General features: G+C 73.2%; 26 protein-coding genes and 1 riboswitch. Of the genes, 6 read left to right on the plus strand and 20 right to left on the minus strand.

What is annotated here, in order from left to right:
- Positions 1-29: 29 nt before the first annotated feature.
- The 8 genes from AB0O91_RS25040 to hisC all read right to left on the minus strand — a co-directional run bounded on the left by AB0O91_RS25040 (position 30) and on the right by hisC (position 8,657).
- Positions 30-1,541, minus strand: coding sequence for a HAMP domain-containing sensor histidine kinase (locus AB0O91_RS25040; protein WP_363436965.1), 1,512 nt, complete (start codon positions 1,539-1,541; stop codon positions 30-32).
- Between the two features lie 12 nt (positions 1,542-1,553).
- On the minus strand, positions 1,554-2,342 hold the full coding sequence (locus AB0O91_RS25045; RefSeq protein ID WP_363436968.1) for a response regulator transcription factor: 789 nt from the start codon (positions 2,340-2,342) through the stop codon (positions 1,554-1,556).
- A gap of 344 nt (positions 2,343-2,686) precedes the next feature.
- Positions 2,687-3,109 (minus strand): hypothetical protein, encoded by a 423-nt coding sequence (locus tag AB0O91_RS25050; protein ID WP_363436971.1) that lies wholly within the window; start codon positions 3,107-3,109, stop codon positions 2,687-2,689.
- 103 nt (positions 3,110-3,212) lie between these two features.
- Entirely contained in the window at positions 3,213-3,830 is a 618-nt protein-coding gene (locus AB0O91_RS25055; protein WP_363436974.1) for a DUF5666 domain-containing protein, read from the minus strand.
- Between the two features lie 13 nt (positions 3,831-3,843).
- Complete coding sequence (locus tag AB0O91_RS25060) at positions 3,844-5,055, minus strand: ABC transporter permease (protein ID WP_363436977.1); 1,212 nt, start codon at positions 5,053-5,055, stop codon at positions 3,844-3,846.
- Complete coding sequence (locus AB0O91_RS25065; RefSeq protein WP_363436980.1) at positions 5,052-5,849, minus strand: ABC transporter ATP-binding protein; 798 nt, start codon at positions 5,847-5,849, stop codon at positions 5,052-5,054. Before AB0O91_RS25065 ends, AB0O91_RS25060 begins: the two co-directional genes overlap by 4 nt.
- Before the next feature lie 2 nt (positions 5,850-5,851).
- Positions 5,852-7,234 (minus strand): biotin/lipoyl-binding protein, encoded by a 1,383-nt coding sequence (locus AB0O91_RS25070; protein ID WP_363436983.1) that lies wholly within the window; start codon positions 7,232-7,234, stop codon positions 5,852-5,854.
- A 337-nt stretch (positions 7,235-7,571) separates the two neighbouring features.
- Positions 7,572-8,657: a histidinol-phosphate transaminase gene (gene hisC, locus AB0O91_RS25075; protein ID WP_363436986.1), complete on the minus strand. Its 1,086-nt coding sequence runs from the start codon at positions 8,655-8,657 to the stop codon at positions 7,572-7,574.
- A 357-nt stretch (positions 8,658-9,014) separates the two neighbouring features.
- Between hisC and AB0O91_RS25080 the strand changes: the two genes are divergently transcribed.
- From AB0O91_RS25080 to AB0O91_RS25090, 3 genes are all read left to right on the plus strand, one after another.
- Positions 9,015-10,172 (plus strand): LacI family DNA-binding transcriptional regulator, encoded by a 1,158-nt coding sequence (locus tag AB0O91_RS25080; RefSeq protein ID WP_363436989.1) that lies wholly within the window; start codon positions 9,015-9,017, stop codon positions 10,170-10,172.
- Between the two features lie 229 nt (positions 10,173-10,401).
- The gene (locus AB0O91_RS25085; protein ID WP_363436992.1) at positions 10,402-11,856 is read left to right on the plus strand and encodes a metallophosphoesterase; all 1,455 of its coding nucleotides are present in this window, start codon (positions 10,402-10,404) and stop codon (positions 11,854-11,856) included.
- Between the two features lie 302 nt (positions 11,857-12,158).
- Positions 12,159-12,983 carry a hypothetical protein gene (locus AB0O91_RS25090; RefSeq protein WP_363436995.1) on the plus strand — a complete coding sequence of 275 codons (825 nt, stop codon included), beginning with the start codon at positions 12,159-12,161 and terminating at the stop codon, positions 12,981-12,983.
- 31 nt (positions 12,984-13,014) lie between these two features.
- On the opposite strand, the gene AB0O91_RS25095 is transcribed toward AB0O91_RS25090, so the two are convergent.
- The gene (locus AB0O91_RS25095; protein ID WP_363436998.1) at positions 13,015-13,917 is read right to left on the minus strand and encodes a LysR family transcriptional regulator; all 903 of its coding nucleotides are present in this window, start codon (positions 13,915-13,917) and stop codon (positions 13,015-13,017) included.
- A gap of 131 nt (positions 13,918-14,048) precedes the next feature.
- On the opposite strand from AB0O91_RS25095, the gene AB0O91_RS25100 reads away from it, so the two are divergent.
- Positions 14,049-14,444: a VOC family protein gene (locus AB0O91_RS25100; RefSeq protein ID WP_363437001.1), complete on the plus strand. Its 396-nt coding sequence runs from the start codon at positions 14,049-14,051 to the stop codon at positions 14,442-14,444.
- A gap of 81 nt (positions 14,445-14,525) precedes the next feature.
- Here the strand turns inward: AB0O91_RS25100 and AB0O91_RS25105 are convergent, their stop codons facing one another.
- The 6 genes from AB0O91_RS25105 to AB0O91_RS25130 all read right to left on the minus strand — a co-directional run bounded on the left by AB0O91_RS25105 (position 14,526) and on the right by AB0O91_RS25130 (position 18,988).
- Positions 14,526-14,933 (minus strand): type II toxin-antitoxin system VapC family toxin, encoded by a 408-nt coding sequence (locus AB0O91_RS25105; RefSeq protein WP_363437003.1) that lies wholly within the window; start codon positions 14,931-14,933, stop codon positions 14,526-14,528.
- The gene (locus AB0O91_RS25110) at positions 14,930-15,160 is read right to left on the minus strand and encodes an antitoxin (RefSeq protein ID WP_363437006.1); all 231 of its coding nucleotides are present in this window, start codon (positions 15,158-15,160) and stop codon (positions 14,930-14,932) included. The genes AB0O91_RS25105 and AB0O91_RS25110 overlap by 4 nt, the downstream gene beginning before the upstream one ends.
- A gap of 111 nt (positions 15,161-15,271) precedes the next feature.
- Complete coding sequence (gene thiC / locus AB0O91_RS25115; RefSeq protein ID WP_363437008.1) at positions 15,272-17,086, minus strand: phosphomethylpyrimidine synthase ThiC; 1,815 nt, start codon at positions 17,084-17,086, stop codon at positions 15,272-15,274.
- A riboswitch (TPP riboswitch) is annotated at positions 17,081-17,215 on the minus strand. Its footprint overlaps the gene before it by 6 nt.
- A gap of 180 nt (positions 17,216-17,395) precedes the next feature.
- The gene (locus AB0O91_RS25120; RefSeq protein ID WP_363437010.1) at positions 17,396-17,596 is read right to left on the minus strand and encodes a DUF5326 family protein; all 201 of its coding nucleotides are present in this window, start codon (positions 17,594-17,596) and stop codon (positions 17,396-17,398) included.
- A gap of 272 nt (positions 17,597-17,868) precedes the next feature.
- The gene (gene tenA / locus AB0O91_RS25125; protein ID WP_363437013.1) at positions 17,869-18,543 is read right to left on the minus strand and encodes a thiaminase II; all 675 of its coding nucleotides are present in this window, start codon (positions 18,541-18,543) and stop codon (positions 17,869-17,871) included.
- Positions 18,544-18,670: 127 nt separating this feature from the next.
- Positions 18,671-18,988 (minus strand): cupin domain-containing protein, encoded by a 318-nt coding sequence (locus tag AB0O91_RS25130; protein ID WP_363437015.1) that lies wholly within the window; start codon positions 18,986-18,988, stop codon positions 18,671-18,673.
- Positions 18,989-19,120: 132 nt separating this feature from the next.
- Between AB0O91_RS25130 and AB0O91_RS25135 the strand changes: the two genes are divergently transcribed.
- Positions 19,121-19,501 (plus strand): phage holin family protein, encoded by a 381-nt coding sequence (locus tag AB0O91_RS25135; RefSeq protein WP_363437018.1) that lies wholly within the window; start codon positions 19,121-19,123, stop codon positions 19,499-19,501.
- Between the two features lie 110 nt (positions 19,502-19,611).
- Here the strand turns inward: AB0O91_RS25135 and AB0O91_RS25140 are convergent, their stop codons facing one another.
- Positions 19,612-20,001: an SsgA family sporulation/cell division regulator gene (locus AB0O91_RS25140; RefSeq protein ID WP_363437049.1), complete on the minus strand. Its 390-nt coding sequence runs from the start codon at positions 19,999-20,001 to the stop codon at positions 19,612-19,614.
- Between the two features lie 472 nt (positions 20,002-20,473).
- On the opposite strand from AB0O91_RS25140, the gene AB0O91_RS25145 reads away from it, so the two are divergent.
- Positions 20,474-21,016 (plus strand): NUDIX domain-containing protein, encoded by a 543-nt coding sequence (locus AB0O91_RS25145; RefSeq protein ID WP_363437021.1) that lies wholly within the window; start codon positions 20,474-20,476, stop codon positions 21,014-21,016.
- 102 nt (positions 21,017-21,118) lie between these two features.
- On the opposite strand, the gene AB0O91_RS25150 is transcribed toward AB0O91_RS25145, so the two are convergent.
- The 4 genes from AB0O91_RS25150 to pdhA form a co-directional block, all read right to left on the minus strand.
- The gene (locus AB0O91_RS25150; protein WP_363437024.1) at positions 21,119-22,687 is read right to left on the minus strand and encodes a globin domain-containing protein; all 1,569 of its coding nucleotides are present in this window, start codon (positions 22,685-22,687) and stop codon (positions 21,119-21,121) included.
- A 313-nt stretch (positions 22,688-23,000) separates the two neighbouring features.
- Entirely contained in the window at positions 23,001-24,374 is a 1,374-nt protein-coding gene (locus tag AB0O91_RS25155; protein WP_363437052.1) for a dihydrolipoamide acetyltransferase family protein, read from the minus strand.
- Positions 24,374-25,375, minus strand: a complete 1,002-nt coding sequence (locus AB0O91_RS25160) for an alpha-ketoacid dehydrogenase subunit beta (protein ID WP_363437027.1) — start codon at positions 25,373-25,375, stop codon at positions 24,374-24,376. The genes AB0O91_RS25155 and AB0O91_RS25160 overlap by 1 nt, the downstream gene beginning before the upstream one ends.
- A complete protein-coding gene (gene pdhA, locus AB0O91_RS25165; protein WP_363437054.1) occupies positions 25,375-26,469 on the minus strand; it encodes a pyruvate dehydrogenase (acetyl-transferring) E1 component subunit alpha in 1,095 nt (364 codons plus the stop codon). The genes AB0O91_RS25160 and pdhA overlap by 1 nt, the downstream gene beginning before the upstream one ends.
- Between the last annotated feature and the right edge of the window lie 165 nt (positions 26,470-26,634).

The raw sequence follows: 26,634 nt of genomic DNA on the forward strand, positions 1-26,634 counted from the left end.
GCCGGGCGGATCGACGGGTCGCCCACGGCTCAGGAGAGCCGGTCGCCGCCGGTGGGCAGTTCGATCCGGAAGGTGGCACCGGCGCCCGGTGCGGTGTTCAGGCTGAGGGTGCCGCCGTGGGCGCGGGTGAGGGCGGTCGCGATGGCGAGGCCGAGGCCGCCGCCACCGCCGTTGTCGCGGCTGCGGGAGGCGTCGACCCGGTAGAAGCGGTCGAAGACCCGCTGGGCCTGCTCCTCGGTGAGGCCCGGCCCGGTGTCGGAGACCTCCAGCAGGCAGACCCCGGCGGCCCCGGCGCCGACCCCGATCCGCACCGGGGTGCCGGGCGGGGTGTGCTTGACGGCGTTGCCGACCAGGTTGGTGACCACCTGCCGCAGCCGGGCCTCGTCGCCGAGGACGGGCGCCGCGCCGGGCGCGCCGATGCCGGCCGGGCCGGTGAGGGCGACCGGGCGGCTCGGATCGAGCGCGGTGAGGTCGTGCAGGGCGTCGGCGGCGAGGGTGCGCAGGTCCATCGGTCCGAGGTCGAGCGGGCGTTCCTCGTCGAGCCGGGCGAGCACCAGCAGGTCCTCGACCAGGGCGCCCATCCGGACCGCCTCGCTCTCGATCCGGGCCATGGTCCGGGTGACGTCCGACTCGGTGGGCAGCGCGCCCATCCGGTACAGCTCGGCGAAGCCGCGGATGCCGGCCAGCGGGGTGCGCAGTTCGTGCGAGGCGTCGGCGACGAAGCTCCGCATCCGGGCCTCGGACTCGGCACGGGCGGCGAAGGCCGCCTCGATCTGGGTGAGCATCCCGTTGAGCGCGATGGACAGCCGGCCGACCTCGGTGCCCGGGGAGAGTTCCGGCATCCGGTGCGACAGCTCGCCGGCGGCGATCCGGGCGGCCCCGGCCTCGATCCGCCGCAGCGGCCGCAGCCCGGCCCGGACGGCGAAGAAGCCGAGCGCCGCGATCAGCACCAGCACGCCCCCGCCGATCGCCAGGAAGGAGTTGCTCAGCCGGCGCGTGGTGGCATCGATGTCCTCGCGGGAGACGGCGACCATGACGTAGGTCGAGGTGGTGGCGGGCGCGGAGTACGCGTTGACCCCGGGGGTGGGCGTGCGGGGGGCCTGGAGCGGCAGCACCAGCACCCGCCAGCTGTGGTGGCCGCGCTGGTCGGGCAGGTCGAACGGGGTGTCGGGGGCGGTCTGGGTCGGGTCCAGCCCGGCGAGTTGGGGCGCCGGGTCGCTGTCCGAGACGGGCTGGCGCAGGGACCCCTGGACCTTGCCGTCCGAGGAGAGCCACTGCACCAGGTACTGGCTGGGCAGGCTGATCCGGCGCCCGGCGAGGACCGGCTTGCCGCCGCCCGGCCCGCTCAGCTGGGTCGGCGCCTTGCGCGACAACGGCTGCCCGTAGCGCTGGAGTTGCTCGTCCAGCTGGTCCACCAGCTGGGTCCGGACGGCGCCCAGCACGAAGGTGTCGCTGACCACGAGACCGGTGGTCACCAGCGCGAGCGCGAGGACCAACAGCCGCGCGCGCAGCGACAGTCGGGCGGTGAAGCGGGTGAACACGAGCGGGACCGGTCAGCCCTGCGGGGGGCGGCGCAGCGCGTAGCCGATGCCGCGCACGGTGTGGATCAGCTTGGGGCCGTGCGCCGGGCCGGAGTCGAGCTTGCGGCGCAGGTAGGAGATGTAGGACTCGACGATGGAGAGGTCGCCGCCGAAGTCGTAGGCCCAGACGTGGTCGAGTATCTGAGCCTTGGACACCACCCGGCCGACGTTCGCCAGCAGGTAGTGCAGCAGCTTGAACTCGGTCGGGGAGAGCGCGACCGGGATGCCGGCCCTCGTCACCTCGTGGGCGACCGGGTCGAGGGTGAGGTCGGCCACCACCAGGCGGCCGTCCTCGGCGGGGCCGCCGGCCCGGCGCAGGATCGCCCGGATCCGGGCGATCAGCTCCTCCAGGCTGAACGGCTTGGTGACGTAGTCGTCCGCGCCCGCGGCGAGCCCCTGCACCTTGTCGCCGACGCCGTCCTTCGCGGTGAGGAAGAGCACCGGCAGGTGGTCGCCCGGGTGCCCGTGCGCGGGACCGGCGATCTGGCCCCGGCTGGTGCGCTCGCGCAGCTTCTCGACGACGGTGAAGCCGTCGAGGTCGGGCAGCATCACGTCGAGGACGACCAGGTCCGGCCGCTCGACGGCGATCAGCTCCAGCGCCTCCGTGCCGCTCGCGGCGGAGGCCACCCGGAAGCCGGAGAACCGCAGCGAGGCCGCGAGCAGTTCGCGGATGTTCGGCTCGTCGTCCACGACGAGGAGGAACGCCTCGCCCTGGCCCCCGGCAACGGTGGGGCCGCCCGGTGTGGTGACAGTGCCTTGCACGGGGGTTTCGCCTCCCGGTCGGACGATGACGTTCAGCATGAGGCTAGCCCCCGGAGGCTACGCGGCATGGATGAATGTTGGATTAACACCTTAACGGGCGGTTTTACGGCGGCAAACCCCGAGTGGCGCGGCTCGATTGTGTGCGCACGGTTCCCCCGCGCACACCGTGCGTCACCTCCGGCGGGCGCCCGAACGGTGCCACTCCCCCAGGCGGTCCGCCTCCACTACCGGCCCGTCCGTCAGGAGCAGTCCGAGCGGTGGGCGACGGGCCGGTCAGGGCAGCGGACAAAGGCCGGCGCAGGAAGTCGGCGGGGCCGACTTCCTACGCGCCGAGGGACCGGGCGTCACGGCTTGGGGAAGGCGGCGGTCACGGCCTTGGTGCGGGTGAGGACGGCGATGGGGAGGAGGGCGAGGGCGGAGAGGCCCTGGAGGACGGCGTACCAGGCCGGGCAGATGCCGGGGATCAGGTCGACGGCGAGGACGGCGATCGGCATCACGGTCGAGACGGTCCGGATCCGGTCGAAGGCCTTGTGGTCGCCCTCGGCGGCGCGGGCGGTGACCCGGAGCAGGACGGGGGCGAGGGCGGGGAAGATCACGCCGCGGATCCACATGAACGGGGTGGTCGGGTGACCGGCGGCGGCCATCACGGCGACGGTCGCCAGGGTGATCAGGCCGATCGCACCGAACAGGGCGATGTACTTCCTGGCCGTGGAAAAGGCCTTGTCGGTGCGGGAGTTGCCGGTGTTCGCCGTCGCCGTGATCGCCATTGCTCTGTCCTCCGTGTCGTGGTGAGGACGAATCTACGGAGACGGCGACCGGGCGGACACCGGTCTGGCCCCACACCTGGGGTGGGGCCAGACCCACCCCGGGTCAGCCGCCGGACGGGGTCCGGGGCGCGCCGCCGCCACCGCCCCCACCACCGCCGAAGCCTCCCCCGCCGAAGCCGCCCGTCGCGGCGCCCTCGACCAGCTGGCTGGCCTGGTAGCCGCCGTTCGCGTCCGGGGTGCCGACGACGGTCACGCTCTGGCCGGGCTGGAGGTCGGCGACCTTGCCCTCCTTGTTGAGCTGGACCTTGGTCGAGTCCGCCGTGGTGACCTTCACGGTGTTGCCGTTGGCGTCGGTCAGGTAGACGGTGCTCCCGTCGACGGCCTTCACGGTGCCGCGGGTGAACCCGGCCTGGCCACCGCCCTGGCCGCCGCCCTGCCCCTGGCCACCGCCCTGGCCCTGCCCGCCGCGGCGCCCGCCGGCGCTCTGCCCGTACCCCCCGGCGGAAGCCGCCGCCCGCGGCGCGGACTTGGCCGTGGTGGAGGACCCGTCGTTCTGCTGGTACCAGACCCCGCCCGCGAACGCCCCGGTGGCGATCACCCCGCCGGCGAGGACCAGCGACAGCCAGGGCAGTTTCCGCCGCGGCGGTGCGGCCAGTTCCGCGCTCACGTCGCGCGCGTCCGGCGGGGTGGCCAGCAGGGCGACCTGTTCGTCGTGCTCCATCGGAGAACTGCTCCTACTCATGTCGGAGGGCGTCGATCGGCCGCAGCGCGGCGGCGCGGTTGGCGGGGTAGCTGCCGAAGAACAGGCCGATGGCGACGGCGATGCCGAACGCGCCGAGCACCGATTCCGGGATCACCACCGGTCTGATGCCGACGATGCTGAAGTGCGAGCCGATGATCCCGGCCGCCACGCCCAGGCCGGCGCCGATCACCGACAGCAGCGTGGACTCGGCGAGGAACTGCCCGAGGATCACCGCCCGGGGCGCGCCGAGCGCCTTGCGGATGCCGATCTCGCGGGTCCGCTCGGTGACCGTCACCAGCATGATGTTGGTGATCCCGATCCCGCCGACCAGCAGCGAGATCGCCGCCACCGCGCCGAGCAGCACGGTGAAGGTCTTGGTGGTGCTCTCCCGGGCCGTCAGCAGCGAGGCCTGGTCGGTGATCCGGAAGTCGGCCTTGGTCGGGTCCGCGATGGCGTGCGTCCCGAGCAGCACCCGGGTGATCTCCGCCTGCGCGGCCGTCGTGCTGTCGGCGGACGAGGCCTGGACGAGGATCTGGTTGACCGGCCCGAAGCCGGTGAACGCGTTCTGCACGGTCGGCAGCGGGGCGATCACCACGTCGTCGGGGTCGGTGAACCCGCTGCCGCCCTTGGCCGCGAGCACGCCCACCACCGTGAACGGCGTGCCGCCGAGCACGATCCGCTTCCCGACCGGGTCCTCGGTGTCGAACAGCTGCTTGGCGGTCGTGGCGCCGAGCACCGCGACCTTGCGCGAGCCGAGGACGTCGTCGTCGGTGAAGTAGTCGCCGTGCGCCACCTTCTGGTTGGCGGTCTCGAAGTACGCGGGGTAGGTGCCGACGACGGAGCCGGGGCTGTACGAGACGTTCCCGTACAGCGCGGTCGCGCTGGTCGTCACCACGGGCGCCACCGAGCGGATCGCCGAGCCGTCGCCGTCGCTCGCCAGCGCCTTCGCGTCGGCGACCGTCAGCTTCTTCACCGAGGAGGCTGACCGCGCCCCACCGGACGCCGAACCGGCGCTGACCGTCAGCGAGTTGGTGCCCAGCGAGGTGATCGAGTCCTTCACCGCCACCGAGGAGCCGTTGCCCACCGCGAGCAGCAGGATCACCGAGGCCACCCCGATCAGCACCCCGAGCATGGTGAGCGCCGAGCGCACCTTGTTGGCGGCCAGGCCGCCGACCGCGAAGCGGAGCATCTGCCAGAGGATCACGCCGCCACCCCCGCCATCGCCGGCGGCAGCCCGTCCGCCGGCGCCTGCCGGACGTCGCTGACGATCTGTCCGTCGACCAGTCGCAGCACCCGCTTGGCGTGCCGGGCAACCTCGTCCTCGTGGGTGATCAGCACGACCGTGCGGCCGGTCGCGTTCAGCCCGTCGATCAGGCCGAGCACCTCCTCCGTCGAGCGGCTGTCCAGGTTCCCGGTCGGCTCGTCGGCGAGCAGCATGGCCGGCGCCGTGACCAGCGCCCGTGCCACCGCGACGCGCTGCTGCTGGCCGCCGGACAGCTGGTTGGGCTTGTGTCCGGCCCGCTCGCCCAGCCCCACCAGCGACAGCGCGGCCATCGCCCGCCGTCGGCGCTCCGCCGCCCGGACGCCCGCGTAGGCGAGCGGCAGCTCGACCTGGGCGAGCGCGGTGGTGCGGGGGACCAGGTTGAAGGACTGGAAGACGAAGCCGATCTTGCGGTTGCGGACCAGGGCGAGCTGCTGCTCGTCCAGGTGGCCGACGTCGGTGCCGTCCAGCAGGTAGCGGCCGGCGGTGGGGACGTCCAGGCAGCCGAGGATGTTCATCAGGGTGGACTTGCCGGAGCCCGAACTGCCCATCACGGCCACGTAGTCGCCCTGCTCGATGTCCAGGTCGACGCCGGCCGGCTCCTCCGTCCCGGGCCGGTACGGGCCGCGCAGGGCGTGCACGGTGGCGTCGCCGTGCCCGTACGACTTGGTGAGCCGGCGGATCCGGATCACCGGTACGGGGTGCGCGGGGACGCGGTTGTCGATGACGTGCTGCATGCTCAGCCCTTACCGCCCCGGCCGCCGCCGGCTCCGGCACCGCCCGCTCCGCCGGGGATCCCGACCGAGCCGCCGTTGCCGCCCCGGCCGCCACCGCCGCCGAGGCCCGGGAAGGAGGCGTTCGGGAAGCCGTTGTTGCCGCTGGTGGTGGGGAGTTCGACCTTGTCGCCCTCCTTCAGGCCGGAGACCACCTGCACCGTGCTGTCGCCCTCGACGCCGACCCCGACGTCGACCCGCTCGGTGCTGCCGTCCGCGTGCACCACGGTCGCGGTCCGCGAGGCGCCGGTGCCGGACAGCGCCGAGGTCGGCAGCGAGAGCGCGCTGTCCGCCTCGCCGGTGATCACCTGGACGGTGGCGCTGAGCCCGGTGCGCAGGGTGCTGGTGTCGCCGTTGAGCTGGAGGGTGGCCGCGTACTGGACGGCGGAGGAGCCGGCCGTGCCGCCGCCGGAACCGCTCGACGGCAGCGAACTGACCGACAGGACGGTGGCGTTGAGCTTGGTGTCGGACTGGGCGTTCAGGGTGACGGTGGCCGCCTCGCCCTTCTTCAGCTTGAGCGAGTCCAGCTCGGAGAAGTTGGCGGTGACCTGCATCCCGGTCGGGTTGGTGAGCACGATGAAGCCGCTCGGCGTTCCCGAACCGCCGCTCGTGCCGGTGGACTTGGTCGAGGAGGAGGCCGAGGAGCCGGACGCCGGGGAGCCCACCGTGTCACCGACCTTCGCCGCGACCGAGGCGACCGTGCCGTCCACCGAGGCGGTGAGCGTCGTACCGGCCAGCGCCGCCTGGGCGTTGGTGAGGTTGGTCTGCGCGGTGGCGACCTGCTGCTGGGCCTGGGCCACCGCCGCGTCGTCGACCTTGGTGGTGGTGATGGTGGTGGTCTGCGGGGCGGGCGTACTGCTCCCGCCCGCCCCGCGACCTCCTCCGCCTCCGCTGTTCGGCGAAGGAGCCTGCGGGGCCGTGGTCGCCCCGGGCAGCTGTTCGGTGGTCGTGGTGGTGACGCCCGCCTGCGCCTTCGTGAGGTTGGCGTCCGCCGTGCCGAGCGCCGACTGGGCGGCGTCCACCTGCTGTTGGGCCGCCGTGGTGTCGACCGTCGCCAGCACCTGGCCCTTCTTGACGGTGTCCCCGACCGCGACCTTGACGGCGGTGAGCCGCCCGCCGGTGGTGAAGTCCTGACCGGCGTCGGTGGGGGAGGCCAGCGTGCCGGTACCGGAGACGGTGGCCAGCACCGTCCCCTTGGTGACGGTCGCGGTACGGGCGACCGGCTTGGCGGCGGCCGTGCCGCCGCTGCCGTCGACCGTGGCGTACACCAGGGCGGCCCCGCCCAGCAGGGCCACGCCGAGCGCGGAGTTGACGAGGACGGCGCCTCGCCGCCGTGGGAGCACCTTCATGGCGGACAGCTTCGCCGGACGCTCTTGCGCTGCCCTGGGCGTCGGCTGGGAGAAGACTGACCGGCCGGATCCGGGCATTCCGCCCGTACCGCCCGCCCCGGACGGCCGGCTTGGCCGGGCCGTGGGCCGCCGTTGGCGGAACTCCCAGCGCCCTCCCAGCGATCCCCAGCCATCCGGGAGCGAACCACTCCGCCGGCGGCCGCCCCGCTCGCCGTCCACACCGCGTGAACGCCGTAGGGGCGCACCCCCAGCAGCGGGGTGCGCCCCTACGGACCGGCCGACGGACCGGCCGGCCGGAGGCTCAGCCGACGGTCCGAACGTCGGACCGGCCGGAGGTTCAGCCCTCGATCTCCTTGCGGAAGCCCTCCGCCACCGCCAGGAAGATCGAGTTGCCCTCGGCCTCGCCGATCGAGATCCGCACGCCCTCCGGGAACGGCCGGACGATCACCCCGGCCGCGGCGCAGGCCGCGGCGAAGTCCGCCGACCGCTCGCCGAGCCCGAGCCAGACGAAGTTGGCCTGCGAGTCCGGGATCTCCCAGCCCTGGGCGCGCAGCCCGGCGACGACCCGGTCGCGCTCGCCGACCAGCCCCTCCACCCGCTCCAGCAGCGCCTCCTCGGCGCGCAGCGAGGCGACGGCGGCGTCCTGGGCGAGCTGGCTGACGCCGAACGGGACGGCGGTCTTGCGCAGCGCGTTCGCGACCGGCTCGTGGGCGATCGCGAAGCCGACCCGCAGCCCGGCCAGCCCGTAGGCCTTGGAGAAGGTGCGCAGCACGCAGACGTTGGGGCGGTCGCGGTAGAGGTCGATGCCGTTGGGCACCTCGGGGTCGCGGATGAACTCGATGTAGGCCTCGTCGACGACCACCAGGACGTCGCCGGGGACGGCGTCCAGGAAGCGCTCCAGCTCGGCGCGGTGGATCACGTTGCCGGTGGGGTTGTTGGGGTTGCAGACGAAGATCAGCCGGGTGTCCGGGGTGACCGCGGCGAGCATCGCGTCCAGGTCGTGGTCGCCGTTGGCCCGGAGCGGGACCGGGACGGGCGTGGCCCCGGCGATCTGGGTGATGATCGGGTAGGCCTCGAAGGAGCGCCAGGCGAAGACCACTTCCTCGCCCGGGCCGGCCGTGGCGAGCACCAGCGACTGGGCGACGCCGACCGATCCGGTGCCGAGGGCGATGTGCTCGGCGGGCACGCCGAAGCGCTCGGCCAGGACGGCGGTCAGCTCGCTGACGCCCATGTCCGGGTAGCGGTTGAACGAACCGGCCGCCGCGACCGCCGCCTCCAGGACGCCGGGCAGCGGGTTGTTCGGGTTCTCGTTCGAGGACAGCTTGTAGGCGTCGGCGCCGGCCGGCTTGCCGGGCTTGTAGGTGGGGATGCCGTCCAGGCTCGGGCGCAGGCGCGGGCCCTGTGCTGAGGTACCACTGCTCACGGTCGTACTCCTTCGTGTTCTCTGCCGGTCCGCCCGCCCTCGCACGGTCGGGATCGCCGCCGTGCCCCGGGACCTGGCTCCGCCCCCGGATTCCGCGGGGCTCGCCCGGACCACCCCGGTCGGGTGCCTTGCACGATACCGACCGCCCTCACCCGTAGGAGTGAGATGCCCGGACGGGTTACAGGCGCAGATCAGCCATTCTGCCCGGTTCCTTTGGCACATGTCAGAGGTAAGAGGCCTGGTTTCGGAGGGGGATCGAAGGGGCGCACCCCGGCTCACTCTTGGAGAAACGTATCTCCGAAGGCTCCCGATGCGCCGGTCACAGACCCTTGTCAGGAGCCATACGATCGGTCCGCCATGACAGCAGCAGCCAACCAGAGCGGTCGGCGTCCCACCACCTCAAGGCGTCTGGAGCGGGCCGGCATCCGGGATGTGGCAGCAGCCGCCGGAGTGTCGATCACCACCGTCTCCGACGCGCTGAACGGCAAGGGCCGCCTGCCCGACGAGACCCGCAGCCGGGTGCGCGAGGTCGCCGAGCGCCTCGGCTACCGCCCCTCGGCGGCGGCCCGCACCCTGCGCACCGGACGGTCCGGCCTGATCGGGCTGACCGTCACGACCTACGGCGAAGAGCCCTTCACCTTCACCGAGTTCGCGTACTTCGCCGAGATGGCCCGGGCCGCCACGAGCGCCGCCCTGGGCCGCGGCTACGCGCTGGTGGTGCTGCCCGCCTCCTCCCGCCACGACGTCTGGGGCAACATCGCCCTGGACGGCACCGTGGTGATCGACCCGCCCGACCAGGACCCCCTGGTCAGCGAGCTGTACCGGTCCGGCGTGCCGGTGGTCAGCGACGGCAAGCCCGGCAACTGCCCGGTCACCGCCTGGGTCGACAACGACCACGAGGCCGCCGTGCTCGGCATCCTCGACCACCTCTCGGAGGCCGGCGCCCGCCGGATCGGCCTGCTCACCGGCACCAGCACGGACACCTACACCCGGCTCTCCACCGAGGCCTACCTCGCCTGGTGCGTCAAGGTCGGCCAGGAGCCGGTCTACGAGACCTACCCGGCGCACGACCCGGCCGCCGGCGCGGTCGCCGCCGACCGGCTGCTCGCCCGCCCGGACCGCCCGGACGCCGTGTACGGCCTGTTCGACCCCAACGGCACCGACCTGCTGGCCGCCGCCCGCCGGTACGGCCTGCGGGTCCCGGACGACCTGCTGCTGGTCTGCTGCAGCGAGAGCGACGTCTACGCGACCACCGAACCGCCGATCACCACGCTCTCGCTCAAACCGCGCAAGATCGGCACCACCGTGGTCAACCTGCTGATCGACGCCATCGAGGGCGTCGACTCCGGCACCGGCGTGGACATCGCCCGGCTCTTCCCGCCGCGCTACCGCACCGCCGGCAACGGCCCGCCGCCGGGCACCCTGATGCCGACCGAGCTGATCGTCCGCGCCTCCTCGCAGCGCCGGAGCCCGCGCACCACCGTCAGCCCGCCCCGGCCCCCGGGCGAGGTGTAGCCCGCGGTGGATGAGGTCTGGACCTCGTCCACCGGGCCGACGCCCCGTCGGAACGCCGCCGGGGCGCCGAGCGGAGCCCCACCGGCCCCCACGAGACCCCACGGGAGCGCTGGAGACCCTACCGAGCCGGGACAAAACGGACCTTGCGCAACCGCCCGGCTGACGCTCCGGAGGATTGGATACCCACCAGGTGACGACGGCGGGAGAGTGGTCTTCCTATGATGGGCGAATGACACCCGAGGACCGCTTCCCCGGGCCCGAGCACCCCCAGTCGGGCCCCCGCCACCAGCCGGACCTCGACGTGCTGCCGTACGGCACCTACTACGAACCCGAGCCCGCACCGGGCCACCAGGGCACGCCGTACGAAGCGGAGACCTACAGCGGTTACGGCGGCGCCCGCTACCTCGAACAGCACTGGCCCGCCGACAGCCGGGGCCACACCGTGCACGCCCAGGGACCGGGCGCCGACCAGGGGCACGGCGCGCCGGGGCAGTCCCCGGCGTTCTCGCATCAGGACCAGGGCGGTTACGAAACGGGTTACGAGGCGGGTTACGAGGGCGGCGGTTACGAGGGCCACGGCTACCAGGGGGGCGGCTACGAGGGGGGCGGCTACGGCGGCGGCTACGACCCCCGCGCCCAGGAGCACTCCGGCTACGAGCCGACCCTGCCCGACCGGCCCTCCCCGGCCCTCCAGCTCGACGACCGGCTCGACGACCGGCTCGACGACCGGCTCGACGACCGGCCCGGCGAGCGCCCCGGTGACCAGCACCCGGACCCCCGGTCCGACCGCGACGACCCGCCGACCATCGAACTCGGCCCGCCGCTGCCCGACCCCTCCGCCCCCAGCTACCCGTACCCGGCCCCCGGCCCCGGCGAGCCCCCCGGCCCGGTCTACGTGGTCGGCGACGTGCACGGCTACCTGGAGGAGCTGCGGGCCGAACTCCACCACCAGGGCCTGATCGACGACGGCGGCCACTGGTCGGCCGGCCGGGCCCGGATCTGGTTCCTCGGCGACTTCACCGACCGCGGCCCGGACGGCATCGGCGTCATCGACCTGGTCATGCAGCTCGCCGCCGAGGCGGCCGCGGCCGGCGGCTACTGCCGCGCCCTGATGGGCAATCACGAACTGCTCTTCCTCGGAGCCGCCAAGTACGGCGACGAGCCCGTCCAGTCCACCGCCGGCACCGCCTCCTTCCTCGCCGCCTGGCGGCTCAACGGCGGCCAGCAGAACGACCTGGACCGGCTGGAGGCCCACCACATCAGCTGGCTCTCCCGGCTGCCCGCCATCGGGCTGGAGGACGGGCACCTGCTGCTGCACTCCGACACCACCGCGTACCTGGAGTACGGCGAGTCCATCCCGGACGTCAACGACGCCGTGCACAGCCTGCTCGCGGACGGCAGCGTGGACGAGTGGTGGGACTGCTTCCGCCGCTTCACCAAGCGCTTCGCCTTCCGCGGCGACGCCGGCCCGACGGCCGTCCACGAGCTGCTCGACACCTTCGGCGGCACCCGGATCGTGCACGGGCACAGCCCGATCCCGTACCTCACCGGCGCGGTGCACGCGGACGACGGACAGCCGCCGCACATCCCGGGGCCGTACGTGTACGCGGACGACCTGGCGGTGGCGATGGACGGCGGGGTCACCATGGAAGGCCGGCTGCTGGTCGCCCGGCTGCCGATCTGACCCCGACCGGTCTCCCCCTCGGCCGCCCCCCGGCCGGTCACTCCCGCAGCACGCCGTCGTTCCCGCCGCGCGAACACCTGTTCCCGGCGCCCGCACCTCCGCGCGCACGCGGCCCGGGGCGCGAAGTTCCGGAAACCGACTGTCAGCACGGCCGCACCCGCCCCTACCATGAGGCACACCACACCCGGCCGTCCGTCCGGCGGCCCGCCTCCGTGCCCGTCCCGGCGTCCCGAGGGTGTCCCGCGTTCCGATGCGGCCCCGCGTCCTCGATACCGGGCGGGGTCCGCATGAACGGGGTCCCCATGTCCAACCCCCCGCCGCTGCTCGCCGAGGACCGCCCGGAGTACGAGCGCCTCCTCGGCGAAGTCCTGCGCGACCGCACCGTCCTCGCCGCCCTGCGCGCCCCCGGCGCGCTCACCGCCGACCAGCTCCGCGTCCTCGCCCTGCGCGACGCCGACGGCATCAACACCGCGGCCGCCACCGAGTACGCCCACTACACCGCGCTGCGCGAGAGTCTGCGCGCCACGCCCCCGCCGGCGGCCGACGCCGAGCCGTACACCCCCGGCCTGCTCGGCCAGTTGCGCTCGGCCAACGGCGGTGCCGGGCTGTTCCCCGTCCTCACCGTGCTCACCCCGATCCTGGCCTGGGCCGCCGCACTCGTCCTGCTGCTGGTCGGCTACCTGCTGCGGGCCGCCGACCCGGGCCGGCTGCTGGCCCGCTCGCTGGTCACGGCCGGCTGGGTGGCACTCGCCGCCGGGGTCGCCGCGATGGCCGTCGGCGTCATCGGGCTGCTGCTCACCGCCTTACGCGACGGCGCCAGTGCCCCGGCCGGCACCGACCCGGAGCTCGCCGCCGAACTCGCCACCGCCCGGGCCGAATGGCGCACCGCCCTGCGCACCCACGGCCTGCTCCCCTACCTCCACACCCAGTTGCCCGCCGTCCCCGGCCGCCCCGCCCCCGGCTACTCCAGCCCCGGCTTCACCCCACCGGCCTTCACCAGCCCCGGCCCCGACGGCCTCACCGACCCCGACGGCCGCACCCCTCGCCCCGCCGCCTTCACCCCGCCCGACTTCACCGGCCCCGGCTACACCCCGCCCGACTTCACCGGCCCGGACGACGTCGGCTGATCCGTCGATCCGCTGATCCGTCGCCCCTCCGTCAACTGACCGCAGCAGCAGGCCTGTTGGCCACCTCGGCCGCAGCCCGGACGAACGCGCGGACCCGCTCCGTGCTGTTCCCCGGGAGCCAGACCGGACCGCGCTCGATCGGCGGGGCATCGTGGATCGGGACGTAGGCGAGGTCGGGGCGCGGGTAGTACAGGCGGCAGTGCTCGCCCACCGGGAGCACGCCCCGGCCCATCGCGACCAGGCTGAGCATCTCCGAGAACGTCCCGCCGGACGGCCCCTTGGGGACGGGACGGCCCGACGGCGTGCGGTCGGGGGTGCGGTCCCGCTTGAAGCCGACCGAGGTCACCGCCGGGTACTGCACCACCGGGTGGTCCGCCAGCACCTCGAGCGACACCGCGGCCTCGGCCGCCAACGGGTGCCCGGCCGGCACCGCCAGCACGCGCCGCTCGATGAGCAGCGCCGGGCCGACCGCCATGCCGTCGAAGGGGTAGGAGGCGACCAGCACGTCGACCGAGCCGTCCTCCAGACCGGCCCGGGAGTCGGACAGTTGCACCTCCCGGACGTCCACCCGGCACTCCGGGTGCCGCTCGCCGAACAGCGCCACCGCCCGGAGCAGCACCGGTGCCGTCGACTCCCCGAGGAACGCCACCCGCAGCTCGCCGGTCACCCCCCGCCCGGCGTCCACCGCCCGCCGCAGCGCCTCCTCCATCGCGGCCGCCGCCGGCCCCAGGTCGGCCGCCAACTGCCGCCCCACCGGGGTCAGCCGCACCGACCGGCTGGTCCGCTCGAACAGCGGTGCACCGACGCGGCGTTCCAGCTTCCGCACCACCTGGCTGACCCGGCCGGTGGTCAGGCCCAGGCGCTCGGCCGTCCGACCGAAGTGCAGTTCCCCGGCGAGCCCGAGGAAGACCTCGACCTCCACCCGCTCCAGCATGCCGCCGCCCCCGCTCCGTTTAACCCGGCTCAACGATCGTACGGCGATCCGCCATTGATGATCATCCCGGACCGGAGGATCGTTGCCCCCGTCACCGCCCCCACCGCCCCTCACCGCCGGAGCCGATCACCATGCGCGTCGTCGCCCTCGACCACCTCGTCCTCAACGTCGCCGACATCGAGCGGTCCCTCGCCTTCTACACCGGCCTCCTCGGCCTGGCACCGGTCCGGGTCGAGGAGTGGCGGGCCGGCCGGGTCTCCTTCCCCTCCGTCCGGGTCAGCGCCGACACGATCATCGACCTGCTCCACCGCCCCCGCCACGAGTCCAACGTCGACCACATCTGCCTCACCGTCGAACCCCTCGACTGGCAGGAGGTCGTCGACTCCGGCGTCTTCACCGTCCTCGACGGCCCCGGCCCCCGCTACGGCGCCCGCGGCACCGCCACCTCCCTCTACGTCCAGGACCCGGACGGCAACACCGTCGAACTCCGCTGGTACCCCCAGGACGTCACCGCCACCACCGCCTGAGCACCCGGACCGCCGCCGGAGCGAGGCAGGTCGGAACCGCCGTGACCAGCGCCTCGACGGACGGCCGCACCATCGCACCGGCTAACGGCGTCCCGCGGCGAAGACCTCGATCTCGCACTTCGCCGCACCGCTGCGCCGGATCCTCGCGTCACTGGTGATCAGTGGTGCGCCCAGGGCTTCCGCCAGAGCGACGTACTGGGAGTCGTAGGCGCTGAGGTTGGCGTTCAGTGTCCTCACGCGGTCCCAGAAGGGAAAGGTCTCGCGCTTGGCGATGGGAAGCAGCCGGTACGCGGCGATCGCCTTCTCCATCTCCTTCTCGGTCAGCTTGCCGCCACGCCGCATGCCGAGGAGGGCCGACTGGATCTCGTAGTCCAGGAGGGTGGGCGCGTACACGTCCCCCGCCCCGGAAACCCGGCTGCGGACGAGCTTTCCGTCGGAACCCTGCGCCGTGAGGGCCAGGACGAGCGCGGAGCAGTCGATGACGATCAACGTCCGGCTCGCCCCTCGTCGATGGCAGCGAGGACATCGGCCGCACTGACGTCGGCGGTGGTCTCCCGGTCGAGCCGCGCCATCATCTCCGCCATCGTGGGCTTGGACGCCTCCCTGGCGATCAGGTCCTGCATGAACGCCTGGAGCGACTTGCCCGCCTGGGCTGCGCGGACCTTCAGGGTCTGGATCTGGTCGTCCGGGACGTCCCGGATCGTGAGGACAGTCATGTCTGCATTCTAGCTCCGTCATCTGCAAAATGCAGATGACGGAGCTCGTGCGGAGCAGCCACGACGGAGCGCCGCCCCGCGTCGACCGGGACGGCGCTCGGTGGTCCGATGTCAGTCGGCCAGCGGGAGGTAGACCCGGTTGCCCTGGGCGGCGAACTCCTCGGACTTGGCCTGCATGCCCGCCAGGGCCTCGGCGTCGAAGTCGGTCCGGACCGCGCTGGAGCCGTCGCCGTGCTCGTCGCGGATCTTCTGGGAGATCTTCATCGAGCAGAACTTCGGGCCGCACATCGAGCAGAAGTGGGCCGTCTTGGCGGGTTCGGCGGGCAGGGTCTCGTCGTGGAAGTCGCGGGCGGTCTCCGGGTCGAGGGCCAGGTTGAACTGGTCCTCCCAGCGGAACTCGAAGCGGGCGTCGGAGAGGGCGTCGTCCCAGGCCTGGGCGCCGGGGTGGCCCTTGGCGAGGTCGGCGGCGTGGGCGGCGATCTTGTAGGTGATCACGCCGGTCTTGACGTCGTCCCGGTTGGGCAGGCCCAGGTGCTCCTTGGGCGTGACGTAGCAGAGCATCGCGGTGCCCCACCAGGCGATCATCGCGGCGCCGATGCCCGAGGTGATGTGGTCGTAGCCGGGGGCGACGTCGGTGGTGAGGGGGCCGAGGGTGTAGAACGGCGCCTCGTCGCAGATCTCCTTCTGGAGATCCATGTTCTCCTTGATCTTGTTCATCGGGACGTGGCCCGGGCCCTCGATCATCACCTGGACGTCCCGCTCGCGGGCGATCCGGCCGAGCTCGCCGAGGGTCTGGAGCTCGGCGAACTGGGCCTCGTCGTTGGCGTCGGCGATGGAGCCGGGACGCAGGCCGTCACCGAGCGAGAAGGTGACGTCGTAGGTGGCGAGGATGTCGCAGAGTTCCTCGAAGTTGGTGTAGAGGAAGTTCTCCTGGTGGTGCGCCAGGCACCAGGCGGCCATGATCGAGCCGCCGCGCGAGACGATGCCGGTCTTGCGGCGCGCGGTGAGCGGGACGTACCGCAGCAGCACGCCGGCGTGGACGGTCATGTAGTCGACGCCCTGCTCGCACTGCTCGATGATGGTGTCCCGGTAGACCTCCCAGCTCAGCTCCTCGGCCCGGCCGTCGACCTTCTCCAGGGCCTGGTAGAGCGGCACGGTGCCGATCGGCACCGGGGAGTTGCGCAGGATCCACTCGCGGGTGGTGTGGATGTTGCGCCCGGTGGAGAGGTCCATGACGGTGTCGGCGCCCCAGCGGGTCGCCCAGGTCATCTTCTCCACCTCCTCCTCGATCGAGGAGGTGACGGCGGAGTTGCCGATGTTGGCGTTGATCTTCACCAGGAAGTTGGTGCCGATGACGGCCGGCTCCACCTCGGGGTGGTTCACGTTCACCGGGATGACGGCCCGGCCGCGGGCCACCTCGTCCCGCACGAACTCCGGCTCCAGGCCCTCCCGGAGGGCCACGAACTCCATCTCCGGCGTCACCACGCCCCGCTTGGCGTAAGCGAGTTGGGTGACCGCGACACCGCCGCGGCCGCGCAGCGGGCGGCGCGGACGGCCGGGGAAGACGGCGTCCAGGTTGCGCAGGTTGCCGCCGCGCGGGGAGGTGTGCTTGATCCCGTCGTCCTCGGGGCGCGCCTCGCGGCCGTCGTACTCCTCGACGTCGCCGCGCTGGCGGATCCAGGCGTCCCGCAGGGCGGGCAGGCCGCGCCGCACGTCGGGCTCGTACGCCGGGTCGGTGTACGGGCCGGAGGTGTCGTACAGCGGGACGGTCCGGCCGTTGGTGAGCTGCACCTCGCGGTACGGGACCCGCAGGTCGGGGCGGGATCCGTCGCGGTGGGCCTTGCGCCAGGCCGGGGTGGGGTAGCCGGTGCGCTCGCTGCTGGGGGCGCCCTGGGCAGACTGCGGCTGTGCGTCGAACGTGGTCATCTGACCTCTACTCCCTACGCCGGCATTACCCGGTCAGGTTCCTGCGGTCGACGCAGCCGTCGGTCCGTCCGTCGACGGTCCGGTCAGCGTCCTCTCAGCCCGGTGCTCCGAGCTCCCGCGTCCACAGGCGGTGTTGCCTGCACATGACGCCCAACACCGTAGCGAGCCGATCGCCGCAGGTCCAGACGGTGTCCGAAACGGACCCGCCGGAGGAGGGGCGGGGGAGAGGCCGGCGAAACGCCGAGGCCCGGCCCCCGCGGACGGGGTACCGGGCCTCCGGAGGTGCTCCGCGCGGCGCGCGGAGCGGGGTCAGCTCTTGGCGGCCTTCTTCACCAGGATCACCACGGCGGCGGCGATGCCGACGACCACCAGCGCCTTGATCACGATGCTCAGCAGGGCGCCGACGACGCCGAAGACGAAGGCGATGATGTTCCAGGCCAGCACCAGGACCAGCACCGGGATGACGATGTTGCGCACCCAGGAGGGCAGCGACTTCCAGAGCTCAGCCATGTCGGTTCTCCTTCTCCCCTCGGGTCGGCTGCCGTCCGGTGGCCGCATCCCGCTTTCTTCCGATGCTTCGATCGTACGGGGGCGGGGACGCCGGAACGAGGGTCCGCAGCCCGGAGAGAACCCCTAGATCACCCCGACCCCCGACCCCGGGGAGTCCCCTGAGGACGGCCCCGGACGGGGGTCGGGAAGCAGGTTCCGTACGGCGCCCGGCGAGCCCCCGGGGGAGCAGCTGGGCAGCGCCGAAGCAGCGCCTGAGCAGGGCCAGAGCGGGGTCAGACCGGCCAGCGCTCGCCGCGCCAGGCGGCGTCCCAGAACATCCACTCGTAGCGCGAGGTGGTCCCGAAGTGCTCGACCACCCTTCGCCGTTCGGCCGCCGACAGCTCCTCGCCGATCCGGTCGGTGAGCTCCAGCACCCGGCGCACCACCGACTGGAAGGCCTCGTCGCCGTAGGTCGAGATCCAGCGGGCGTACAGCGGTTCGGGAGAGCCCTGCGCGAGCAGCGCCTCCCCGACCCGGGCGTAGATCCAGTAGCAGGGCAGCACCGCGCCGAGCGCCTCGGCGAAGGACCCGCCGTAGACGGTGGCCAGCAGGTAGCTGGTGTAGGCCCGGGTGGTCGGCAGCACCGGCTCGGCCGCGGCCGCCTCGGCGGTGCCGCCGAAGGCGGTCAGGAAATCGGCGTGCATGCCCTGCTCGGCGGCGATCGCGCCGACCGCGTCGTCGGCGAAGGCCCGGACGTCCGCCTCGCCGGGCGCCTTGGCGGCGCAGACGGCGAGCGCGCGGGCGTAGTCGCGCAGGTAGTGCGAGTCCTGGACGACGAAGTGGCGGAAGGCCTCGCGCGGCAGGGTGCCGTCGGTGAGGCCACCGAGGAAGGGGTGCGCGAGGATCTCGGCGTAGATCGGCTCGATCGACGCCCAGAGCTCGTCGGTGAGGCTGGGGCTACGGGTCATGCGGACGACCCTACGACCCGGCCCGGCTCCGGCCTCCGGCGCCGGTCCCGTCCCCGGCCGCCGGCCGCTGGCCGCCGGCCCGGGCGCCCGTCCCGCGCCCGCCCCGCTCCGTCCCCGCGGCCGGTGCTCAGTCCTCCGGCGGGGAGAACACCACCAGCACCCGCAGCTCCTCGGTGATGTGGTGGAACCGGTGCGGGGTGCCGGCCGGGACGTACACCACGCTGCCGCGCCCGACGGTCGCGGTCTCGGCGCCGACGGTCAGCTCGGCGCGGCCGCTGATCACCTGGTAGATCTCGTCCTGGTCGTGCGCGGTCTGGGTGTCGGTGGCGCCGGGGGAGAGCGCGTACAGCCCGGCGGACATCCGCGGTTCGCGCAGGAACCGCAGGTAGGCGCCGTCGTTGGCCGCCCGCTCGGCGTCCAGTTCGTCCAGCCGGAACATCTTCACCGCTGCCGTCCTCCTCCTCGCGCCCCGCCCATCGGGGTGTGTCCCGTCCACCTCCGGGACCAGGGGCATTCAACACCAACTCCTCCGGTGGGAGCTTCCCCCCGGGCGGGGCGCCTGTCAGGCTTGGGCGGCATGAAGGGTTTCGTCATCAAAACACTGATCAACGCGGCGGCCATCTGGGTCGCCGCCTGGATCGTCAGCGGCATCCAACTCGCCGAGGGCAAGGCCGACTGGCAGCACAAGGCCCTGACGGTGCTCGGCGTCGCCGTCGTCTTCGGCCTGATCAACTGGCTGATCAAGCCGGTCGTGAAGCTGTTCTCGTTCCCGCTGTTCATCCTCACCCTGGGGCTGATCACCTTCGTGATCAACGCCCTGATGCTGTTGCTCACCTCCTGGGCGTCCACCAAGCTGTCGTTGGACTTCCACGTGGTCAACTTCGGTTCCGCACTGGTGGGTTCACTGATCATCAGCCTGGTTGCCTGGGGCCTGCACCTGGCCCTGGACGACGACTGACCGGCGCCGTGGCCGGCCTCAGGACCGGACGCGCATGGGGCCCGCACCCGGGTGGTCCACCGGGTGCGGGCCCCGTTCGCGTCCCGCACCGGCCCCGGCCCCGTGGGCGCTCACCCCGCGTCGCAGCTCCGCAGGATGTCCGCGAGCTGGGCGTCGAGCTCCCGCCCGGTGAGCTCCTGCCCCATCGGAACCAGCCGGTCGGTACGCACCAGGAAGGCGACCAGCGGCGCCGCCGAGCAGCGCAGCTGCGCGTCCCCGTTGGGGGAGTGGAGCGCGATGCGGACCTCCGAGAGCTCCCCGCCCTCCGGGTGGATGTGCACGTCGCCCTCGCCGGACGGGCCGCTGAGGCCGTCCAGCAGCAACTCCCGCGCGAAGACCCAGGTGACCGGGGCGTCGCCGGGCAGGTGGAAGGTGAACCGGACCGCGTACGGATCGCTGGGCTCGTACGCCAGGTCCGCCACGATGCTGAAGGACAGCTCGGGCGAGACCACGAGGTTCATCACCAGGTGACCCTGGACTGTGCTGTGCTGCATGGCGCCAGTACCTCTCTTCTGCCCGGCCCCGGTGTCGAGATTGAGGGTTCCGCCGCGGCCGGACATGCTTTCGACGGTTATATGCAAGCAATCCACGTTCGATCCTCATCGTCCATGTTTGGGGAGGTAGTGGACAAGGTGTGCTTTTTCAAATGGTGAACGAGAGGGAAACCCCGCTCCCGGCAAGGAGCGTGCGGGGACGAACAGGAGGGTTCAGAAGCCGAACGGTGCGCCTCGGGGCGTCGACGACGGACCCAGCGGCCCCGCGTCGTACCGGAGTTGCCGACGCCCGACAGGTGGGGGAAATGCTCCGATCTGCCCGATGGTCGACCATTGGAGCACAGCGGGCCCCCGAACGGATGCACCCGACCGGGTCGGCGTTTCGGCCCGCGCCCGACGCGGGAGACTCCCGCACAACGCTCCAGCCCCGGAGGTCGCCATGGGCCCCGACAACCGAACCCCGCCGCTGCGCCCGGTGGTCAAGCGGACCGCGCGGGCGATCCTGCTGGAGCTGGACCCGGACGACCCGTACGGCCCGGCCTCGATCGTGCTGATCCGGCGGGTCCGGCCCGGCGCGCCGCATCCGTACTGGATCACCCCGGGCGGCGGGGTCGAGCGGGGCGACCGCACGGTCGTCGAGGCGCTGCACCGCGAGGTGGACGAGGAGTTGGGCGGCAAGGTGGTGGACGTGGTGCCCGCCTTCGTCGACACCATCAGCCACACGCTCCACGACGACGGCACCCTGCTGCACCCGCACGGGGTCAAGGTGCAGCACTTCTTCGTCTGCCGGCTGGCCTCGATGGACCTCAGCCGGCGGCACGGGCCCGAGGTGACGGACCCGAACGGCGAGTACCAGGTGGTCCGGCTGCCGTTCACCCGCGAGGGCGTGACCTCGGTGAACGTCGTACCGCCCCGGCTGCGGGCGTATCTGGCGGCCAACATCGAGGGCATCCGCGCACTCCTCGCTCCCGATCTGGGCTGATCCCCGCTCCGATCCCGGCACGACCCGGTCGACGTCCGCACCGGTGAGCGGCCGTGCCGGTCGACGTCCGCACCGGTCAGCGTCCGTGCCGGTCGACCGGCGCTAGCCCGCCGCCAGCTCGCCGACCAGGTCGTGCCGGATCCGCTCGGCCGGCAGACCCGCCGCGAGCAGCACCCCGACACCCCGCCGGACCATCGCGGGCGGGCCGCTGAGCACCGCTTCCCGGTCGGGCCACGGGCCGAACCGGCCCACCACCTCGGGGAGTTCGCCGGTCAGCAGGCCCCCGGCCGGACCGGTGCCGGACAGCACCGGCCGCACCGTCAGCCCGGGCACCCGGCCGGCCAGCTCGCGCAGCGCGTCCCACTCGTACAACTCGACGGTGCTGCGGGCCCCGTAGAACACCTCAACGCTGCGGCCGGCGGTGCCGTACTCGGCCGCCTCCTCCACCAGGGCGCGGATCGGCGCGATGCCGGTGCCGCCGCCGAGGCAGAGCAGGTCGGCACCGGCGGTGTGGTCGACGGTCATCGTCCCCGTCGCCGCGCCCAGCCGCACCACGTCCCCGGGAGCGGCCCGGTGCACCAGCGCGTTGCTGACCCAGCCCGCCTGGACGGCCTTGACGTGGAAGGTCAGCAACCCGTCCGGACGGGGCGCGGAGGCGAAGGAGTAGTGCCGCCAGACCCGCGGCCACCAGGGGGTCTCCAGGCTGCAGTACTGGCCGGCCCGGAACGGGTAGGCCTGGTCCGGGCGGACGGTGAGCACCGCGACGTCCCGGGTGCGGCGCTCGTGCCGCACCACTTCGCCCTGCCACCAGGGCGGGGAGGTGCGGGCGGCCTCCTCGGCGGCCTCGATCATGATCGTGGAGATCAGCCGGTAGGCGCGGCGCCAGGCCAGTTCGGTGTCGGCGTCCCACCGGCCGCCCGCGTACCGCGCCAGCGCCTGCACCAGGCACTCCCCCACCGGGGCGTAGTGGCCGGTCAGTGTGCCGTAGCGGCGGTGGCCGCGGCCGAGCGCGGCCAGCCGGGTGCGCAGGGCGCCCGGGTCCTCGGCGCCGCGGGCGGCGGCCAGCAGGGCGCGGAACAGCCGGTCCCGCTGGACGTCCATGGCGGCGGGGAAGAGCGAACGCACCTCGGGGTGCTGCAGGAAGAGCAGGGCGTAGAAGTGCGCGGTCGCCCGGTCGGCGACCGGCTCGACGATCGCCAGGCTGGCCCGGATCAGCTCGATGTCCCGCGCGGTGAGCGGCAGTTCGGACCCATCGGCGGCACGCGGCCCGGCACCGGGGTCGACGACGGCGGGCGGCGCGGCCGGGGGCGCCGCCGGCACGGCACGCTGCGCGGCCCAGGCATCGGTCCAACTGTCGCCAGGCCCGGACCAGTTGAGACTGGGAGCATCGGCGAACAGGGGCTGGAAGGCGGGGGCGGCGCCGATGGTCGAGGACGTCTCCGGACTGCTGGGCGCGGGAACCGCCGGCGGATGGACGGGCGGGGGCGGGATCACCGGCCGTACGGGCTCCAGCACGGGAACGGCCGCCGCCGCGACCTGTGCCGCCTGCACGGCCACGGCCACCGACGACGCCGACTCCGCCGACGCCGACGATTCCGGCAGACCGGGAACGGCGGCCGCCCCCGCCGAGCCGTGCCCGGTGCGGATCAGGAGTGTTCTGCGGGACTTCACCGCTACGTTTCGAGTACCCAAGAGAATCGTTTCGCCTCCGGCCGACCTGCGCCACCACCTGGCTGGTCTCTGCTGATGCCTAGGCAGCGTGGCACGCCCGAAGTGCTCATCCGACAAATCACGCGAAGCCCGGACGGCCGCCCCGGGAACGCGCTACTCTCACTCGACCGGTGGTCGCCCTGAGTGCCGAGCAGCACACCCAGGGCGACCCCGCCCTGCTCACCGCAGCCCCGCCCCGGCCTGCCCCGGCGGCGTTGGAGCCGCCCCGGGCCGCCCAGAGCCACCCGGGCCCGCCCAGAGCCACCCGGCCCGCTCAGAGCTGCCGCAACAGCATCCCCGGCCGCTCGACACAGTCCGCCACGAACCGCAGGAAGCCGCCCGCCGTCCCGCCGTCGCAGACCCGGTGGTCGAAGGTGAACGACAGCTGGGTCACCTCGCGCACCGCCAACTCCCCTTCGCGCACCCAGGGCTTGGCCACGATCCGGCCGACCCCGAGCATCGCCGCCTCCGGGTGGTTGAGGATCGGGGTGGAACCGTCCACACCGAACACCCCGTAGTTGTTCAAGGTGAAGGTGCCGCCGGTGAGTTCGGCCGGCGTGAGGGTTCCGCTGCGCACCGCCTCGGTCAACCTCCCCAGCTCCTCGCCGAGTTGTTCGGTGCTCCGGGCCTGCGCGTCCCGGACCACCGGGACGACCAGTCCCCGCTCGCCCTGCGCGGCGAAGCCCAGGTGCACCGCCGAGTGCCGGACGATGCCCGAACCATCGGCGGTGACGCTGGAGTTGAGATCGGGGAAGCGCGCCAGGGCGACCGTGCAGATCCGGGCCAGCAGCGCCAGCACGCTCACCTTCGGTCCCGGCGTCGCGTTCAACTGCCGTCGCAGTGCCATCAGTTCGGTGGCATCCACGTCCACCCAGCAGGTCGCGGCGGGGATCTCCCGGTGGCTGCGGCCGAGCTTCTCGGCCACCGCCTTGCGCAGCCCCCGCAGCGGGACGACCTGCTCCGCGGCGGGGGCACCCGAGGCGACGGTGGCACCCGAGCCGGCGGCGGCACCCACCGTGACGGCGGCCGGAGCGGCCACCCCGGCCGCGACCGCCCGTTCGACGTCCGCCCGCATGATCAGCCCGTCCGGCCCGCTGCCGATGAGCCCGGCCAGGTCGACGCCCTGTTCCCGGGCCAGCCGCCGCACCAACGGCGAGATCACCGGCACCACGACCGGAGCAGCAACCGCCCGAGCGGCAACCGGAGCAGCGACAGCAGCAGGAGCAACCACGGCAGCGGCCCCCACCCGACGCCGCCGGACCCCCCGGCTCTCGGCGACCCCGTACCCGACCAACGGCCGTTCGACCGCGGCACCAGGAGCATCAGGACCACCAGGAGCGCCAGAACCACCAGAACCGCCGGAACCACCAGGCCCGGCGACGGCGACCTCGAAACCGACCCCCGACGCCACCGCGACCGTCACCAACGGCGCGCCGACGGCGATCTCCTCCCCCTCCGCCCCGTACCGCGCGGTGACCACCCCGCCGTACGGGCAGGGCACCTCCACCACGGCCTTGGCCGTCTCCACCTCCACCACCGCCTGATCGACCGCGATCACCTCGCCGACCTCGACCATCCAGCGCACCACCTCCGCCCCGGTGAGCCCCTCACCGAGGTCGGGCAGCCGGAACTCCCGTACGACGGGCATCATCCTCGGTCCTCCCACTGCAGCCGGGCGACCGCGTCCAGGATCCGGTCCACCCCGGGCAGGTGGTGGTGCTCCAGCATCGGCGGCGGGTACGGGATGTCGAACCCGGTGACCCGCAGCACGGGCGCCGCCAGGTGGTGGAAACAGCGCTCGGTGACCCGGGCCGCGATCTCCGCCCCGGTGCCGCCGAAGCCGCTCGCCTCGTGCACCACCACGGCCCGCCCGATCGAGCGCACCACCCGGGTGACGGTCTCGTCGTCGAAGGGCACCAGGGTGCGCAGGTCCAGCACCGCGAGGTCCCACCCCTCGGCCTGCGCCGCCTCGGCCGCCTCCAGGCAGACCGGCAGCGAGGGGCCGTAGGTGATCAGCACGGCGGAGGTGCCGGTGCGCCGCAGGACGGCGCGACCGATCGGCTCGACCGGTGCGGCCGGATCGAACCCGGCCTTGCCCCAGTAGAGCCGCTTGGGTTCGAGGAAGACCACCGGGTCGTCGGAGGCGATCGAGGCGCGCAGCAGCCCGTACGCGTCGGCGACCGTCCCGGGGGTGACCACGTGCAGGCCGGGGGTGGCGGCGTAGTACGCCTCGGAGGCGTCGCTGTGGTGCTCGACGCCGCCGATGCCGCCGCCGTACGGGATGCGCACGGTGATCGGCAGCGGGAGCCGGCCCGCCGTGCGGTTGCGCATCTTGGCGACGTGCGAGAACAGCTGCTCCAGCGCCGGGTAGGCGAAGGCGTCGAACTGCATCTCGACCACCGGGCGCAGCCCGTACATCGCCATGCCGATCGCGGTGCCGAGGATGCCGGCCTCGGCCAGCGGGGTGTCCAGGCAGCGGTCGGGGCCGAACTCGGCGGTGAGCCCGTCGGTGATCCGGAAGACGCCGCCGAGCGCGCCGACGTCCTCGCCGAGCACGTGCACCGTCGGGTCCTCGCGCAGGGCGTCCCGCAGCGCGGCGTTGAGCGCCTGGGCCATCGAGGCGGTCCGGGACGAAACAGCAGTGCTCATCAGGGCTGCACCTCGGCCTCGGCGGCCAGCTCGGCGGACAACTGGGCGGCCTGCTCTAGCAGTTGCGGGGTCGGCTCGGCGTAGACGTGGGCGAACAGCGCCATCGGGTCGAGCTCCGGGTCGGCGTGGAACTCGGCCCGCATCCGGGCCGCCAGCGCCTCCGCCTCGTCCGCCGCGTCCTGGACCGTCCCGTCGTCGAGGAGGCCGAGTCCGCGCAGTGCGCGGTCCATCAGCAGGATCGGGTCGTGCTCCCGCCAGGCCTCCACCTCGGGCTCGGTGCGGTAGCGGGTGGCGTCGTCGGCGTTGGTGTGGGCCTCGATCCGGTAGGTCAGCGCCTCGACCAGGGTCGGGCCCTGGCCGGCCCGGGCCCGCTCGACCGCCTCGGTGAGCACCGAGTGCAGGGCGGGGGCGTCGTTGCCGTCCACCAGCCGGCCCGGCATGCCGTAGCCGACGGCCTTGTGGGCGAGGCTGGGCGCGGCGGACTGCGCGCTGAGCGGGACGGAGATCGCGTAGCCGTTGTTCTGCACCAGGAAGACGACGGGCGCCCGCAGCACGGCGGCGAAGTTCAGCGCCTCGTGGAAGTCGCCCTCGCTGGTGCCGCCGTCGCCGAGCAGGGCCAGCGCGACCACCGGTTCGCCGCGCAACCGGGCGGCGTGCGCCAGTCCGACCGCGTGCGGGGCCTGGGTGCCGAGCGGGGTGCAGAGCGGGGCGGTCCGGCTGGCGCGGGGGTCGTAGCCGGTGTGGGCGTTGCCGCGCAGCAGGGTGAGCGCCTCCAGCGGGTCGATGCCGCGGGAGACCACCGCGAGGGTGTCGCGGTAGCTGGGGAACAGCCAGTCGCGCTCGCCGAGCGCCAGGGCGGCGGCGACCTGGCAGGCCTCCTGCCCGGTGGAGGCCGGGTAGACGGCGAGCCGGCCCTGTTTGGTCAGGGTGGTGGCCTGCTGGTTGAAGCGGCGGCCGACGACGAGTCGCCGGTAGAGCTCGTGCAGCAGCGCCGGCTCGTACTTCTCCAGCGCGGGGGTGCCGAGCACCCGGACGGGGGAGACGTCCGGGAGGAGCGGGGCCGGATCGGTGCGCGGAGCGGTGGCCCCGGGCATCCAGCCGGGCACTCCGGTGTGGTGTCTGTGGTCGAGAACGGTCATCTCGGGGCACCTCCATGGGTGGCGGGGGCTCCCTACCGATTGTTCGGTCGTCTGTTCATCTTGACCAGAAGCGTGACAAGGTGGTGGACATTCGGCCCGAGCGGCGGTCGACTGGTGGCA

The organism is Kitasatospora sp. NPDC089797 (genome assembly GCF_040684795.1).
Classification (GTDB): Bacteria; Actinomycetota; Actinomycetes; order Streptomycetales; family Streptomycetaceae; genus Kitasatospora.